A 15,583-nucleotide genomic window follows, 5' to 3' on the forward strand; every position below is an offset into this window, starting at 1 on the left:
CCGTCGATCAGCCGCGTGCGACCTTCAATGCCAGATGCAGCATCGCATCCCAGACATCGCCCGCAAACGCTTTCGCGCGCAGGCCCTTAATCATCTTGTCCACCTGCGCTGCATCCTGCAGCGCCTTTTCCAGCGCCGCCAGCGAGATACGCCTGAGTGCCGGTTCCATCATGCGCTCCTTCGGGCCCCAGATCCGGGCCTCCTTGAGCAGCAGTCCGAGCGGCCTTCCTTGGGCCATCCCGGATTTCAATTTTAACAGCGTCCTGATTTCCTCGGCGACGGCCCACAAAACCAGCGGCAGCGCCTCGCCCTCGCCTTTCAAACCCTCCAGCATGCGCACCAGGCGCGCCGGGTCACCCGCCAGCATGGCTTCGGACAGCTTGAACACATCGTAGCGCGCCACGTTGAGCACCGCTTCGTGAATCTGCTCGTACGTCAGCTTGCCCGGTTCATGCAACAGTCCCAGCTTCAGGATTTCCTGGTGCGCCGCCAGCAAGTTGCCCTCGACCCGGTCGGCGATGAAGTCCAGCCCCTGGCGCTCGGCGCTTTGCCCCTGCGCCGCCAGGCGCGTACCGATCCAGTTGGGCAGCGCGGCGCGCTCGATGATGGGAATCTCGATGTACACCGCGGCCTGCTGCAAGCTGCCAACCCAGGCCGCCTTGGCAGTTTGCCAGTCCAGCTTGGGCAAGGTGATCAGGGTCACATTGTCGGGGCTGAGCGCCTTGGCGTACGCCTGCAGCGCGGCGCCGCCGTCTTTGCCGGGTTTTCCGGTCGGGATGCGCAGCTCGATCAGTTTTTTGTCGCCGAACAGCGACATTTCCTGGTTGGCCGCCAGCAGCTCGCCCCACTTGAAGCTGCGCTCCACCGTCAGCACATCACGCTCGGAAAAACCGTTGGCGCGCGCGGCGCGGCGGATCTTGTCGGCAGCTTCCAGCGCGAGCAGATGCTCGTCGCTGCTGATCACATACAACGGTGCGATCGCCTTTGCCAGGTGGCCTTCAAGTGCATCAACGCGCAGCTGCATCGTTCGGTCTCAGTCCGGTCTCAGTTCGGTTTGACCGCGGCCAGGCGGCGCATGATCTGCTGGACCAGGTCGGTCTGCATGTCGCGGTACAACAGCGCTTCTTCCGCTTCCTTGGCCAGTACCTGGCTTTCATTGAAGGTCAGCGGGCGCTTGAGTGCGATTTCGGTCGGGGTCAACAGCTCGTCGCCCTTGTTGTCGAGCACCCGGAACACCAGCGTGTAGTTCAGCAGGTATTCGCGCACCCGGCCCTGGGCGTTGAGCGAGAGAATCGACTTGGACCGTTTTTCGGACAGCACCTCGAAGCGCGCCTCGGCCTTGCCGATGTCGCTGACCACATCGACCCGGTCGCCGCCGCGCAGGTTGCGCCCCAGCTCAGTGCCCAGCGCCGATGTCTCGGCAAAGCCCAGGTAGATGCTCTTGAACGGCATGCTGTAGGTGCCGCCCGAGCCGCGCAGCGTAAAGCCGCAGGCCGACAGGCTTGCCAGCATCAGCACTAACAGCGGCACCAGCGCGAACCTGCGAAAGGCGCTCATGCCTAGACCACGATGCTGATCAACTTGCCGGGAACGACGATCACCTTTTTCGGCGGCGTCTCGATGTACTTTTGCACCGCTTCGCAGGCCAGCGCCTGCGCTTCGATCGACGCCTTGTCGGCATCCTTGGCGACCTTAATCGAGCCGCGCAGCTTGCCGTTCACCTGGATCATCATCTCGATCTCGGCCTGCTCCAGCGCTGCCGGGTCAACCTGCGGCCACTGCACGTTGAGGATGTCGCCGTGCACGCCCGCGTAGCCCAGCTCTTCCCACAGCACGTGGGTGATGTGCGGCGCAACCGGGTTGAGCACGCGCAGGAAGATCGACAAGCCTTCGGCGATCACGGCGTCGGTGGCCGGGCCGTCTTCCAGCTTGGCCGACTCCATCGTGTTGAGCATCTTCATGCAGGCTGACACGACGGTGTTGTACTGGATACGTTTCAAGTCGTAGTCCGCCTGCTGCAGCAGCTTGTGCAGTTCGCGGCGCAGCGTCTTGTGGGCTTCGACGCCTTCCCTGGCCTCGCCGGCGACCAGGGCCGCAGTAACGCGCGGCGCCTGCGCAAAGGCAAACGCCCACACGCGGCGCAGGAAGCGCGACGCGCCTTCGACGCCGGTGTCGGACCACTCGAGCGTTTGCTCCGGGGGCGAGGCGAACATCGTAAACAGGCGCGCGGTGTCGGCGCCGTACTGGCCGATCTGCGCCTGCGGATCGATGCCGTTATTCTTCGACTTCGACATCTTCTCGGTGCCGCCGATGCACACCGGATTGCCGTCGGCCTGCAGCACGGCGCCCAGCGGACGGCCCTTGTCGTCCAGCGTCAGGTCGACTTCAGCCGGGTTGTACCAGCTCTTCTTGCCCGCTGCATCGTCGCGATAATAGGTCTCGTTGAGCACCATGCCCTGCGTGAGCAGATTGACAAACGGCTCGTCGAACTTGACCAGGCCCATGTCGCGCATGACCTTGGTGTAAAAGCGCGCATACAGCAGGTGCATGACGGCGTGCTCGATGCCGCCGATGTACTGGTCCATCGGCATCCAGTAGTCGTTGCGCTCGTCGACCATGGCGTTTTTGCTGCCCGGCGATGTATAGCGCATGTAATACCACGACGAATCGACAAAGGTATCCATGGTGTCGGTTTCGCGGCGCGCCGGTTTGCCGCACCGCGGGCAGGCGCACTGCAGGAACGCTTCGTACTTGTTGAGCGGGTTGCCGCTGCCGTCCGGCACGCAGTCTTCCGGCAAAATCACGGGCAAGTCTTTTTCGGGGACCGGGACCACGCCGCAGTCCGCGCAGTGGATCATCGGGATCGGCGTGCCCCAGTAACGCTGGCGCGAAATGCCCCAGTCGCGCAGGCGGAAGGTGACCTTCTTGTCGCCCAGGTTCTTGGTGGCCAGGTCGCCCGAGACGGCGTTGACGGCAGCGATGTGGTCAAGCCCGTCGTAATTGCCCGAGTTGATGCACATGCCGTTTTCCTTGTCGCCGTACCATTCCTGCCAGCCTTCCAGCGAGAAAACCTTGCCTTCGACGGCCACCACCTGCTTGATCGGCAGGTCGTATTTTTTGGCAAAGGCAAAGTCGCGCTCGTCGTGCGCGGGCACGCCCATCACGGCGCCGTCGCCATAGGTGATCAACACGTAGTTGCCGACCCAGACCTGGATCTGCTCGCCGCTGACCGGATGGGTGACGAACAGGCCGGTGGGCATGCCCTTCTTTTCCATGGTCGCCATGTCCGCTTCGATCACGCTGCCAAGCTTGCACTCGGCAATGAACGCGGCCAGTTCAGGATTGGTTTGCGCGGCATGCTGCGCCAGCGCGTGTTCGGGCGCCACGGCGCAAAAGGTCACGCCCATGATGGTGTCGGCGCGGGTGGTAAAGACGTACAGCTTGCCGTCGCTGATCGCCTCGCCATTGGCGGCGGCGATCGTGTGCGGGAACGCAAAGCGCACGCCGACCGACTTGCCGATCCAATTGGCCTGCATGGTGCGCACGCGCTCGGGCCAGCCGGGCAGCTTGTTGTCGACATAGTCGAGCAGTTCGTCCGCGTAGTCGGTGATGCGCGCGTAATACATGGGGATTTCGCGCTTTTCAATCGGCGCGCCGGAACGCCAGCCACGCCCATCGACCACCTGCTCGTTGGCCAGCACGGTCTGGTCGACCGGGTCCCAGTTCACGGTGCCCGTTTTTTTGTAGATGATGCCTTTTTCCAGCATCTTGAGGAACATCCACTGGTTCCACTTGTAGTATTCGGGGGTGCAGGCGGTCATTTCGCGCGACCAGTCGATCGCCAGGCCCATCGACTCCATCTGCTCCTTCATGTGGGCGATGTTCGAGTACGTCCATTGCGCCGGCGGCACCTTGTTCTGCATGGCCGCGTTTTCGGCGGGCATGCCGAACGCATCCCAGCCCATGGGCATGAGCACGTTGTAGCCGTTCATGCGCAGGTAGCGGTACATCACGTCATTGATCGTATAGTTGCGCACGTGGCCCATGTGCAGCTTGCCCGATGGGTAAGGCAGCATCGAGCAGGCGTAATACTTGCCTTTGGGGAAACGTGGGTCGTTTTCCACCGCTTTGTAGGCATCGATCGCCTTCCAGTGGGCTTGGGCGGTTTGTTCGACGTCGGCGGGACTATATTTATCTTGCATGGTGATGGGCGGGCCGGAAATGAATATGAACCGGTGATTATACCGGTTCAGCCTTGCGGCGGGAGGAGCGAGGGAGGCGATTGGCTGGACGACGGGGCAGCGGCGTTCAATGCGATGCCGGGCGGGCGTCGCGACCGCCGATGCCGGCATCGTGACCGCCGATGCCGGTGCCAGCCGCAACCGGTCAGGACAGACCGGAATGCGCATTCATGCTGCTGTTACTGACGGAAGCTGGTCAACGCCACGGTCACCGCTGCGCTGCCACAGGCCGGCACGGCAAGCGCCCGGTTCACGCCCGCTTCCCACTGCAATGCCCGGACACCTTTTTTGAGGTATTTGTATTCATAGGTAGTGCCCGCGTTCAGGTTGCGCGAGACAGTCCAGAGCGGCCAGGCCGCGCCCGACAGTTTGGTTGCCAAATCGGAACTCCAGTTGTTCAGCTCGGCCCCACTGCCGGTCACGTAGACGTCCTGTCCAACCACGGTCGTGTTGTCGCTCACCTGGAAATTGACTTGCACCGTACACACGCTACCAGTCTGGGTCTTCACGGGAAGCGGCGCCGTCAAGGCCGAGCTGTTACCGGCAAGGTCGAGCGCCGAAACCGTATAATTGTACGTCGTGTTGGCCAGGCGACCTGCGTCGACATAGGTGGTGCCCGTGGTGAAGATCGGGGCGCCGTTGTCGCGCACGACGTTATAACCTTTCATGCCGCTGCCGCCCGCATTGTCGCTCGATGCATTCCAGCTCAAGGTCACCGAGCTGCTGGTGCTCGTGCCCGTCAGGCCCGCTGGCACCGACGGCGCGGTGGTGTCGCCCGACGGGCCGATTTTTTGTCCGGCGTGAATGGCGACGGCGGGAATCCCGGTCGCGCTCATCGATGCAATCGTCAGCGTCGCCGTGGTGTCGCTATTGACGGTGACGATATCGCCGCTGCAGGTCGTCTTGTCAGCGCTCAGCGTTCCGTTGATCACGTTGCAATAGCGGCCAGCCGCCATGCCGGTGCGGAAGGTGCGCGACCAGGCATTGCCATCATCCCGGTTAATGGCCAGAAAGCCCCGGTCGTCGCGGTGGAAGGCAATCCGGTCATTGCCGTCGGTAACCCAGTCGTCGATCTGCCATTTGCCCTGTGTCTGGTTGCGAAATTCCACCATGTTGCTGATTTCGCGCCAGCGGTGTTGCTGGTCCCAATTGGTGAAGTTCGGCACGCCGTTGGTGTAGATGTTCCCGCTGGGCACAAGGGTCGCGTCATCAGCCTGATTGCCGGTGAGCTTGAAGCCCGATTGCAACTGGGTCTGGCCGTACGGATAAGCCAGCATGAAAATATTGGCCAAGTTAAACAGTTTGCCGCTGTTGCGCGATGTGAGCGACGCGTTGTGGCGCTCAAGATCGTGATTGCTGACAAAAACGGTAGCATTGCGGCTGGCAAACAGACCGCGCGGATTCGGGCTGGTGTCATTGATCGGCAACAGGGACGCCAGTTGCGAGATCGAGCTGCCGTTGCGGGTGAAGGTATCGCGCATGACTTGCGGATATTTAAATTCGTTCATGCTGCCGAGACCGAAATACACACTGCGCTGGTCCTCGCCAACCGGGCCGAAGCCGCCGAAGATTTCTCCGGTGAGCCATGGCTTGGTCATGCCAAACGCCGACGCCGTGGCGCTGTTGAGTCCCCCGGCCTGGTCAACCATCGACTTCAGGTCGTTGGCGTTCATGTGCTTGGCTGCATCGACGCGGAACCCCGCGATACCCAGGCCCAGCAAGTCCCTCAGATAGGCTGCTCCCGCCTGCCGCACTTTGGCCGAGTCGGTGCGCAAGTCCGGCAAATCGCCGCCCAGCCAGCATTCCTGCACATTCTGGGCGCTGCTGTCATTGACCGTGCAACGCGGGTGAAAATCGGAGCTGAAATAGCCGGGGCCAGGGTAATTGTTGGCGCTGTTGTAGGTCGAACCGGCCTCGCCCGTGCCCGTGCCATTGGCCATGTGATTCAAGACCACGTCGGCGTAGATGGCAATGCCGGCGCTGCGGCAGGTAGCGACCATGTCGGCCAATTGCTGGCGGCTGCCAAGGCGGCCGTCGAGTTTGTAGCTGGCCGGCTGATAGCGTTCCCACCATTGATTGGTGTTCGCCTTCGCCTCTGACGGCACCGAGATTTGCACGGCGCTAAAGCCGGCCGGCTTGAGCGCCTGGTTGCACTCTTGCGCGATGTCGGTGTACTTCCATTCAAACAGGTTGACATAGACCTGGCCTGGGGCGGCGCGGGCAACGGTCGGGCTGGCAAAGCAGGCGGCTACGCTGGCGGCCAGAAGCAACTTCTTGGTTGTGGTGTTCAATCGAATCTCCTTTATGTTTTTATGAAAGCTGCCGTTCAGCTGCGATCGGCAGGGGCGTGACGGTTCAATACGGCCGCAAAGCGGTCGGTGCAATATCGCCAGGGCGCACTTCGCCCGCAACCGACGGAAAGCTCGGTCGCCTGCTCGGTGAAGGCATGCAGGCGAGAAGCCTGCATGCGCGGCGCGTGGCCGTGGCAATACGGGTGCTGCCAAGTGGTGCGAGTTGATGCGATACAAGTCTTGCGGCACGCGACCTGTTGGCATGCTGAAGTCAGTCAGCAGGCGGCGGGCAGCGATGTTGGCAAGGTAAGAACGTCTCCGTGCGGATGCCTCTTTGCGAGGTCATATAAGTCTAGCAACTGTATTTATACTACAGCTATTTTACGGGGCAACTATGCTGTCGCCCTCGTAGGTTTATAAATCTACGCTTAACTGAAAATACTGTCAATACGTAAACAATAAAATCTCGTAGTTTTGCTACATGCACGTCAGTACGTGCTGGTGCGCTTCAGACTTCCTGCCATCTTCCATGTGACACGGGCGGCGTGCAGTGGCACACTCTGGTTTTTGCAAACGAGGAGACCAGCATGATTCACGGAATGCGTACGACGGTGTACCCGGTGGCCGACCTGGCCAAGGCCAAGGACTGGTTCACGCAGGTGTTCGGCAAGGCCCCCTACTTTGACCAGCCGTTTTATGTGGGCTTCGAGATTGGCGGCTTTGAACTGGGCCTGGTGCCGGACGGCGAGCCAGGGACCGCGGGCGCGACGGTGTACTGGGGTGTGGACGATATCGAGGCTGAAACGGCGCGCATTGTCGCTCTTGGCGCAACGGTGCACACAGCAATCCAGGAAGTAGGCGACGCGATCAAGGTGGTGGATCTGCGCGACCCGTTCGGGAACTTGCTGGGACTGATTTACAATCCGCATTTCGACTTGAAGGCAGTGCGATAAGCACGTTTTGCCACGATGTGGCTGCGAAAAAATCGTAACATGTGGTAACGCGAACAACCGACATCGTCCTCGCGCGTGCCCGAGGACGCTGCGACGCTGCTGCAGCCTAGTGTCCCGAGTTGGAAGTTCGTTGTATAAATATTCCGACAATCCCCACGATGCTGCGTCAAAAATGCTCGCAAGGCCTCGGCCTTGCTCCGGTTTTGTTCCTTGCCTCATGGCGATTTCGGAACATTTATGAACAACGAACTTCCAATTCAGGACACTAGCGCAGCACCAGCGCCAGCGCCGGCTTCTCGCCGTAATCCTCGTAGCGCTCGTTGATCCCGGCCACGCAAAACGTGATCTCTTCCAGCAGATCGGGCAAGCGCTCGCGCAGCGCGGCGGCGTCCTTGACGACAATGTCCAGCACTTCATTCGGTTTCAGCCGAAACTTGCTCATGCCATCTTCGTCACGCAGGTAGCTCAGGCAATCGACCCATGCATCCATGGTGTTGCCGTAGGTCTCGGGAAAGCCGAACGCTTGCCGGCATTCGCTGTGGAAGCTATCCCAGCTGATAATCGAAGAGCCGTTCAGTTCAGCGCTGGCCATGTTGTTTCTCCTTGTGTGGTTCTGTGATAAAGCCGATCTTGGTCAAGCCGTGCATCTGGGCCGCCGCCATGACCTGCGCCACTACTTCATAGCGGGTGCTGCGGTCGGCGCGCAACTGCAGCTCGGGCGCCGGCACGGCGGCGCCCGCCAGCGCCATGCGCTCGGCCAGCTGCGCCAGGTCGACCTTGTCTTCGTCCCAGTATACGGCGCCGCCGGCGTCGATGGCGATCATGATGCTCCCTGGCAGCGCGCCCGCTTGGGCCGCCGCCGCCGCCGGCAATTGCAGCTTGACGGCATGCGTGAACATCGGCGCGGCAAGGATGAAGATCACGAGCAGCACCAGCATCACGTCCACCATGGGCGTGACGTTAATGTCGCTTAACATCGACTGCTGCCGCTGCGGATTAAAGCTGCCGAAAGCCATTGCTCGCTTATTTGGTGAAATAGGAATGCAGGTCGTAGGCAAAGCCGTCGAGCTCGGCAAGCACCACCCGGTTCAGCCGGTTAAAGCCGTTAAATGCCAGTACAGAGGGAATGGCCACCACCAGCCCGAAGCCAGTCATGATCAACGCTTCGCCCACCGGGCCGGCCACCTTGTCGATCTGCAGCACGCCCGCGGCCGACACCTTTGCCAGCGCATGGTAAATCCCCCATACGGTGCCAAGCAGGCCGACGAAGGGCGCGGTGGCGCCGATCGAGGCCAGCACCGTCAGCCCGCTTTCAATGCGCTGCGTGGAGCGGGTGATTTGTTGGCGCAGCACGCGCGTGATCTGGTCGCTGCGGCTGACCTGGCCGCCCAGACTGGACGCGCTCGCCGCTTGCGCCAGGGCGCAGGCCGGCAGCGGGGCGAAAACAGCTTCGCTGTCGGCCAGCGCCAGCAGGGTAATACCGTCGGTGACCGTGGGCGCGGCCCAGAACAGGTGGAGCGCGCTCGCCGCGCCGCGCAGGCGCCAACTGCTGTAGGCCCTGGCGAAAATGAAAAACCAGCTCGCCAGCGACATTGCCAGCAGTACGCAAGCCACGAGGTGGCTGACGGCGTCGCCCTGCTCCCAGTAGCGCGCGATGCTGAAATGCTGGTCGGGCGGCAGCATGTCCGGCATGCCTTCGCTTAGCACGTGAGGGCCCGAACAAGCAGCGTGGTGTGCCGTAACCGAACTCTACGGTTTAATCCGCCACAATCAAATTTCCCACTTTCTACAATCACACGGACCCTCTTGTCGGTCAACTTCATTCATCAACACCAGTCAATTTCAGCAATTTTCAACGGCACCGGATTGTATCCATCACATCAACTATGCATCCCCGAACGAAAGCCTACACGCAATCCATAACAACCGGGCTCATGATGCGAGCAGCCAACAGTGGCGTCAGGTCGGGAACTGTTCAATACCGGATTATCCACTACCCGAGCTTTGTCCGCGCGACCTACGCTCGATACTATGAAGCACATTGCTCATGTTGCCAGCCCAGCTTTGCCCGACTGGGGCAGCGTTGCCAGTACGCCGCTCATCCGACGTAAATATCGCCGTGCATTTCGTAGCCACTGTGCAACAATATGACTTTATTGTCGGGCAATCGGGCCACGATTGATACTTCAAGAGGCCAAGGATTATTTCGAGTGAATGCAGGAACATATCCCCACCGACATCTGAAGTACCGACCTGATATAGATGGCCTGAGGGCTCTTGCGATCCTGTCTGTCGTGTTGTATCACGCCTTTCCGACCACCATGCGTGGCGGCTTCATTGGCGTCGACATCTTCTTTGTCATTTCCGGGTATCTGATATCCAGTATTATCTTTAAGGGCTTGCGCGCAGGTGATTTCAGCTTTACTGACTTCTATCAACGTCGTGTCAACAGGATTTTCCCCGCATTGATGCTGGTACTGGTGACCTGCTATGTGGTCGGCTGGTTCACCTTGATTTCAACCGAATTCAAGATGCTGGGCAAGCATCTGGCAGGGAGCGTCGGATTTGTTCAGAATCTGGTTTTGTGTGAAGAAGACGGCTATTTCGATACCGCTTCCGATTTAAAACCGCTTCTGCATCTATGGTCGCTCGGCGTCGAAGAGCAGTTCTATATCTTGTTCCCGCTGGCGGCTTGGGCTTTGTGGCGATGGCGAATTGCCGCTTTGCCCATCATTGTCGGAACTGTCCTGGTTTCTTTTTGTGCCGGTGTCCACATACTGACGGTTAGTCGTTCGGCAGCTTTCTACATGCCGCAATACCGATTTTGGGAGATACTCGTCGGTAGCATTGCCGCTTACCACGGCATCTTTCATGGCATATCTTCATCGCGGATACATAATTCTGCCGCTGCCCGCAACGTATTATCGTTGTCGGGCGGGGTTCTGTTAATTGCATCGGTCGTGGTAATCGACAAAGATAGCGTGTTCCCAGGCTTCTTGGCCCTATTGCCGGTGTCTGGATCAGTGTTAATGATCGTAGCCGGCCCGCAAGCGTGGCTTAACAAGCACGTGATGGCCAACAGAATGCTGGTGTCGACAGGACTGATCAGCTACCCGCTCTATCTTTGGCACTGGGTAGTTATCACGTACATGAGAATCGTCGGAGCCAACGAACTGGACTTTATCGGCGCTATGCTGGCCATATTCATCAGTCTGATTCTCGCCGTGCTTACCTACAAATTTGTAGAATTGCCATTTCGAAAAGCAAGGATCAGAGTGCCGAAGGCTGCACTTTTGCTCGCTTTTGGTGTCACGGTAGGTGCCGCTGGTGTATGGACGTTTGTCCAGAACGGACTCCCTTTTCGGCCCGGCACCGACGTCGATGAGCGGGCCGAGTACGCCCAGTATTTCGAAAACTCCTTGCCTGACTGGGCGTACGCCACCAAGCAGGGGCTTCTTGAAGCTTACCGGATAGAATGCGACTTTTTCGACGTGGAAAGCTACAGGGCAGGCAAGATAACGATGGAACCACGCAAGGCAATCAATACGGATTGCTATATCCCGAAAACCGGTATCAAGGTCATGATCTGGGGAGACTCCCACGCCCAACAGTACAACTTCGGACTGCGCAAAGTGTTACCGACCTCGATCTCCATTCTCCAGGTGGCAAGTTCTGGATGTGTGGCGAATTTTCCGAGCAGCACGCCCGGCAGCCGCAAGTACTGCAACCGATCCAATGCGTTTGCTTTTCAAGTAATGGAAAAAGAAAAGCCGACGGTTCTAGTCATCGGGCAGAGCGAAGGGCACGATACGGCCAACAACCTGACGGCGCTGACCGCGCGCGCGAAATTGCTGGGCGTCAAAGCAGTGATTGTCGTCGGCCCTGTGCCGCACTATGCACCGTTCCTGTATCAGGTGGTTGTTCGCAAATATTGGAACCATACGCCGAAGCGGACCAAGGAAAATCTGATGGTCGCCGCGTCAAGAAGAGATACGGCCTTGCAGCACAAGTATGTTCGCGGTGCGGGTGGTTTTGACTATCTGTCGGCGATGGATGCATTTTGCAACAAGGAAGGCTGCATGATCTACGTCGGCGATGACCGGAAGGCTGGGCTGGTGACGTACGACTACGGCCACTTGACGCCGCCAGCATCCTTGTATTTTGCTCAAACGGCATTAGCGCCGCTGATCATGCGGCACCTCGATCCTCTATTGGCTGGACATCATCCATAGTCGGCAGCCCCCCGTCGTCGCTCCTGCTCTGCGCATCGCACTGCTGCGATTACGACAGATTCAATACATCCTGCATGTCGTACAGCCCGCGCGTTTTGCCGGCCAAAAAGCGCGCGGCGCGCAGGGCGCCGTGGGCGTAAGTGACGCGGCTGCTCGACTTGTGGCTGATCTCGATCCGCTCGCCCGTGCCGGCAAACAGCACGGTATGGTCGCCCACGATGTCGCCGCCGCGGATGGTGGCAAAGCCGATGGTGGACGGGTCGCGCTCGCCGGTGACGCCTTCGCGGCCGTACACGGCGCACGACTTCAGGTCGCGCCCGAGCGCGTCGGCAATCACTTCGCCCATCTTCAGGGCGGTGCCGGATGGCGCGTCGACCTTGTGCCGGTGGTGCGCTTCGATAATTTCGATGTCGTAGCCTTCGGCCAGGCTTTTGGCGGCCATCTCCAGCAGCTTGAGGGTGACGTTCACGCCCACGCTCATGTTTGGCGCGAGCATGATGGCGGTTTTTTCCGCCGCCGCCCGAATTGCCGCCTTGCCTGCCTCGTCAAAACCGGTGGTGCCGATGATCATCTTGATGCCATGCTCGGCGCAATACGCCAGGTGCTTGAGCGTACCTTCGGGACGGGTAAAGTCGATCAGGAAATGCGATTGCGCCAGACCTTGCGCCAGGTCGGCGGCAATCGCCACACCCGTGGGCTTGCCGGAAAACGCCCCGGCGTCCAGGCCCAGGCTGGCCGAACCGGCCATGTCAAGCGCGCCGCTCAGCAGCATGTCGGGCGCCTCGGCGATCGCTTCAATCAGCATCCGCCCCATGCGCCCGTTGGCGCCGGCTACCGCAATTTTCAGTTGGTCCATCGCGCCACCCGCCTTTATTTGTTGATCTTGATGGACGCGGCGCCCACTTCTTCCTGCTTCGGCACGTCTTTTTCGCGTTTCAGCTTGGCCGGACCGGCGATGCGGGCAATGTACTCCTGCTCGCTCGGCAAGTTACCACCTTCGAAACGCTCGACTTTGTCGTCCTTGAAGAAGATGACGACCTTGGCGGAGGTCAGTTCACCATTGCCGCGCGCCATGTAGAACGGATAATCCCAGCGATCCTGGTGGAAGACGTCGGTCAGCAGCGGCGTGCCGAGGATGAACTTGATCTGGTCGCGGGTCTGGCCGACCTGCACCTGGGCCAGCATTTCCTTCGACACAAAGTTGCCCTGCTGAATATCCGGACGATACGGCGAGAAGACCCAGAAGAACTTTTGCAGCTTGGTCGTCGTCACCGTCTGGGCGCCGGCGCTGGGGGGCGTGGCCGGGGCAGCGGGACCGGCGCGCGAGCCGAAAGTGCCGCATCCGGCCAGCGTCAGCGCGGCCAGGGCCAGGGCCGCTGCGCGCGGCGCGCAGATGCGCAAACGGTTCAAAACAACAGTATCGACACGCATAGGTAACCTCAAAACGTTAAACGGAAGGTTGGGCACCTCCGCCAGAAACGCTATATGATAAAGCACTCCGCCAATCTACGAGTAACAAACATGAGTAACAACCCCAGCGACCTGAAAGCCAGCGGCCTCAAAGCGACTTTGCCGCGTCTGAAAATCCTCGAAATTTTCCAGAACAGCGAGGTGCGCCACCTCACGGCCGAGGACGTCTACAAAATGCTGCTGACCGAGAATATGGACGTCGGCCTGGCCACCGTGTACCGCGTGCTGACCCAGTTCGAGCAAGCGGGCTTACTTAACCGCAACCATTTTGAGACGGGCAAGGCAATTTTCGAGCTCAACGCCGGCTCGCACCACGATCACCTGGTGTGTCTCGATTGCGGGCGCGTGGAAGAGTTTTACGATGAAGAAATCGAATCGCGCCAGCACAAGGTGGCCGTCGAGCGCGGCTTTAAAATTGCCGAGCATGCGCTGGCCATTTACGGCAATTGCGTCAAGGAAGAGTGCCCCCACCGCAATTAAGGGCGCGACTGCGCCAGGCCCCTTTGGGCTGTTGCGCTCTACAAGCTCAAGGCATTCGACAACAGCTTGGCCGTAATATCCACAATCGGAATGACCCGCTCGTAGGCCATGCGGGTGGGTCCGATCACGCCCAGCGTTCCCACGATCTTGCCATTGACTTCGTACGGGGCCGTCACCACGCTCATTTCGTCCATCGGCACCAGGTTCGACTCGCCGCCGATGAAAATCTGGACCCCGGTCGCCTTGCTCGACACGTCGAGCAATTGCATCAAGCCCGTCTTTTGCTCGAACATGTCGAACATCTGGCGCAGCGACGTCATGTTCGACGACAGGTCCGACACGCTGAGCAGATTGCGCTCACCCGAGATGACCATGTCGTCCGACTGGTCTTCCATCGCTTCGCTGCCGGCCTCGACCGCAGCCTGCATCAGCCGGCCCATGTCGTCGCGCAACTGGCGCAGTTCGCCCTTCAGGCGCAGGCGCACGTCGTCAAATGACAGGCCGCCGTAATTCTGGTTGATGTAATTGGCCGACACGATCAGCTGGCTGGGCGTGTAGTCGGACTCGGTGAGCAGCAGCCGGTTTTGCACGTCGCCGCGCGGGTCGACAATGACGAGCAAGATGCGCTTTTCGGACAAGCGCAAAAACTCGATCTGCTGGAACACCGACTCGCGCCGGGGACTGAGCACCACGCCGGCGAACTGCGACAGCGACGAGAGCATTTGCGCCGCGTTGGCGATCAGCTTTTGCGGCTGCTGCGACGGCAAGCGCATGCGCGACTGCACCGCGTGCTCGTCGATGTGCTGCACCGTGAGCAGCGTGTCGACAAAGATGCGGTAGCCGCGCGGCGTGGGCACCCGCCCGGCCGACGTATGCGGGCTGGCGACATAGCCCATTTCTTCCAGGTCGGCCATGATGTTGCGAATGGTCGCCGGCGACAGATCGAGCCCGGAAATCTTGGACAGCGCGCGCGAGCCGACCGGCTGGCCGTCGGCGATATAGCGTTCCACCAGTGCCTTGAGCAGCGTTTGAGCCCGGATATCGAGGGACATGATGTTCTAACTAGTGCGCGCGTAGTGTCATGGACATATTATGCACGTTCGCCGCAGCGACGGGGACAAGTTCGCACTCAGCCACGCACTGAGCCACGCACTCATCCACGCACTCATTCACGCACTTATTCACGCAGTTATTCATATTCCCGCTGCAGCCAGTCGAGCAACTCGTCAAAGTTGCCGCAAATGGCGTCCGGCGCGACGCCGTGCGCCAAGTGACCCGTGCTGCCGGTCCGGTTCAGCCAGACCGCGCGCAGGCCGGCCCGCTGCGCAGCCTGGACGTCAAGCAATACGTCATCGCCCACGTACAGCGCCTCGGCCGGCGCCACGCCCAACTGGGCGCAGGCGGCGTGAAAAATGGCGGCGTCAGGCTTGGCGCAGCCGAGCTGGTGGGCCGCGACCGATACCTGGAAGTGGTGCGCCAGCCCGATCGCCTGCAAGTCGGCGTTGCCGTTGGAAATGGAGCCGATCAGCGTGCGGCCCTTCAGGCGCAGCAGGCCCGGCATCACATCGTCATACGGAATGACGGCATTGCGCGCGGCAAAAAAATGCACCATGGCGTGCTCGACCAGGTCCAAATCCTCGCCTGCCTCCTCGAACGCCGAGATCAGGCCGGCGCGGCGCAGCGCTCCCAGGTCGAGGTGGAATTCGGGTTTGCTCGCGAGCAGCGCCAGCCTGGCCAGGCGCAGGTGGTCGATCGAGAAACGCTCGGCCACGCGCGGCGTATGCTGCTGCAGCCACGCGTGCAGCGTTTGCTCGGCTTGCACGATGACGGGCGCGATCGGCCACAGCGTGTCGTCGAGGTCGAACAGGATGGCCTTGGGCCAGGGGCGGCGTGGCGGCGTCGGCATGGTGCTCTTC

The 15,583-nt window shown here is 60.4% G+C and carries 14 protein-coding genes; 3 read left to right on the forward strand and 11 right to left on the reverse strand.

Annotated elements, in window-relative coordinates; genetic code table 11:
* Positions 1 to 7 precede the first annotated feature (7 nt).
* From holA to ACP7BV_RS10595, 4 genes are all read right to left on the reverse strand, one after another.
* Positions 8 to 1,024 (reverse strand): DNA polymerase III subunit delta, encoded by a 1,017-nt coding sequence (gene holA, locus ACP7BV_RS10580; RefSeq protein ID WP_426103779.1) that lies wholly within the window; start codon positions 1,022 to 1,024, stop codon positions 8 to 10.
* A gap of 20 nt (positions 1,025 to 1,044) precedes the next feature.
* A complete protein-coding gene (gene lptE, locus ACP7BV_RS10585) occupies positions 1,045 to 1,557 on the reverse strand; it encodes an LPS assembly lipoprotein LptE (RefSeq protein WP_426103780.1) in 513 nt (170 codons plus the stop codon).
* A 2-nt stretch (positions 1,558 to 1,559) separates the two neighbouring features.
* Entirely contained in the window at positions 1,560 to 4,202 is a 2,643-nt protein-coding gene (gene leuS, locus ACP7BV_RS10590) for a leucine--tRNA ligase (RefSeq protein ID WP_426103781.1), read from the reverse strand.
* 218 nt (positions 4,203 to 4,420) lie between these two features.
* Positions 4,421 to 6,532: a carbohydrate-binding module family 20 domain-containing protein gene (locus ACP7BV_RS10595; protein ID WP_426103782.1), complete on the reverse strand. Its 2,112-nt coding sequence runs from the start codon at positions 6,530 to 6,532 to the stop codon at positions 4,421 to 4,423.
* A gap of 587 nt (positions 6,533 to 7,119) precedes the next feature.
* Here ACP7BV_RS10595 and ACP7BV_RS10600 point away from each other — a divergent pair.
* On the forward strand, positions 7,120 to 7,485 hold the full coding sequence (locus tag ACP7BV_RS10600; RefSeq protein WP_426103783.1) for a VOC family protein: 366 nt from the start codon (positions 7,120 to 7,122) through the stop codon (positions 7,483 to 7,485).
* A gap of 265 nt (positions 7,486 to 7,750) precedes the next feature.
* Here ACP7BV_RS10600 and ACP7BV_RS10605 read toward each other — a convergent pair whose 3' ends face one another.
* The 3 genes from ACP7BV_RS10605 to ACP7BV_RS10615 are packed head-to-tail and all read right to left on the reverse strand — an operon-like array spanning position 7,751 to position 9,177.
* The gene (locus tag ACP7BV_RS10605; RefSeq protein ID WP_426103784.1) at positions 7,751 to 8,077 is read right to left on the reverse strand and encodes a barstar family protein; all 327 of its coding nucleotides are present in this window, start codon (positions 8,075 to 8,077) and stop codon (positions 7,751 to 7,753) included.
* Positions 8,064 to 8,462, reverse strand: coding sequence for an ExbD/TolR family protein (locus ACP7BV_RS10610; protein WP_426103785.1), 399 nt, complete (start codon positions 8,460 to 8,462; stop codon positions 8,064 to 8,066). Before ACP7BV_RS10610 ends, ACP7BV_RS10605 begins: the two co-directional genes overlap by 14 nt.
* Positions 8,463 to 8,508: 46 nt before the next feature.
* On the reverse strand, positions 8,509 to 9,177 hold the full coding sequence (locus ACP7BV_RS10615) for a MotA/TolQ/ExbB proton channel family protein (RefSeq protein ID WP_426103786.1): 669 nt from the start codon (positions 9,175 to 9,177) through the stop codon (positions 8,509 to 8,511).
* A 518-nt stretch (positions 9,178 to 9,695) separates the two neighbouring features.
* On the opposite strand from ACP7BV_RS10615, the gene ACP7BV_RS10620 reads away from it, so the two are divergent.
* Positions 9,696 to 11,717, forward strand: a complete 2,022-nt coding sequence (locus tag ACP7BV_RS10620; RefSeq protein ID WP_426103787.1) for an acyltransferase family protein — start codon at positions 9,696 to 9,698, stop codon at positions 11,715 to 11,717.
* Positions 11,718 to 11,766: 49 nt separating this feature from the next.
* Here ACP7BV_RS10620 and dapB read toward each other — a convergent pair whose 3' ends face one another.
* Positions 11,767 to 12,573 (reverse strand): 4-hydroxy-tetrahydrodipicolinate reductase, encoded by an 807-nt coding sequence (gene dapB / locus ACP7BV_RS10625; RefSeq protein WP_426103788.1) that lies wholly within the window; start codon positions 12,571 to 12,573, stop codon positions 11,767 to 11,769.
* 14 nt (positions 12,574 to 12,587) lie between these two features.
* Complete coding sequence (locus ACP7BV_RS10630; protein WP_426103789.1) at positions 12,588 to 13,148, reverse strand: outer membrane protein assembly factor BamE; 561 nt, start codon at positions 13,146 to 13,148, stop codon at positions 12,588 to 12,590.
* A gap of 90 nt (positions 13,149 to 13,238) precedes the next feature.
* Here ACP7BV_RS10630 and fur point away from each other — a divergent pair, with 90 nt between their 5' ends.
* Positions 13,239 to 13,667, forward strand: a complete 429-nt coding sequence (fur, locus tag ACP7BV_RS10635) for a ferric iron uptake transcriptional regulator (protein WP_426103790.1) — start codon at positions 13,239 to 13,241, stop codon at positions 13,665 to 13,667.
* A gap of 38 nt (positions 13,668 to 13,705) precedes the next feature.
* Here the strand turns inward: fur and hrcA are convergent, their stop codons facing one another.
* Positions 13,706 to 14,719, reverse strand: coding sequence for a heat-inducible transcriptional repressor HrcA (gene hrcA / locus ACP7BV_RS10640; protein ID WP_426103791.1), 1,014 nt, complete (start codon positions 14,717 to 14,719; stop codon positions 13,706 to 13,708).
* Between the two features lie 137 nt (positions 14,720 to 14,856).
* Positions 14,857 to 15,573: an HAD family hydrolase gene (locus ACP7BV_RS10645; RefSeq protein ID WP_426103792.1), complete on the reverse strand. Its 717-nt coding sequence runs from the start codon at positions 15,571 to 15,573 to the stop codon at positions 14,857 to 14,859.
* Positions 15,574 to 15,583 lie beyond the last annotated feature (10 nt).

This window comes from Massilia sp. TSP1-1-2 (assembly GCF_049896185.1).
In the GTDB taxonomy this organism is placed as follows: Bacteria; Pseudomonadota; Gammaproteobacteria; order Burkholderiales; family Burkholderiaceae_D; genus Telluria_A.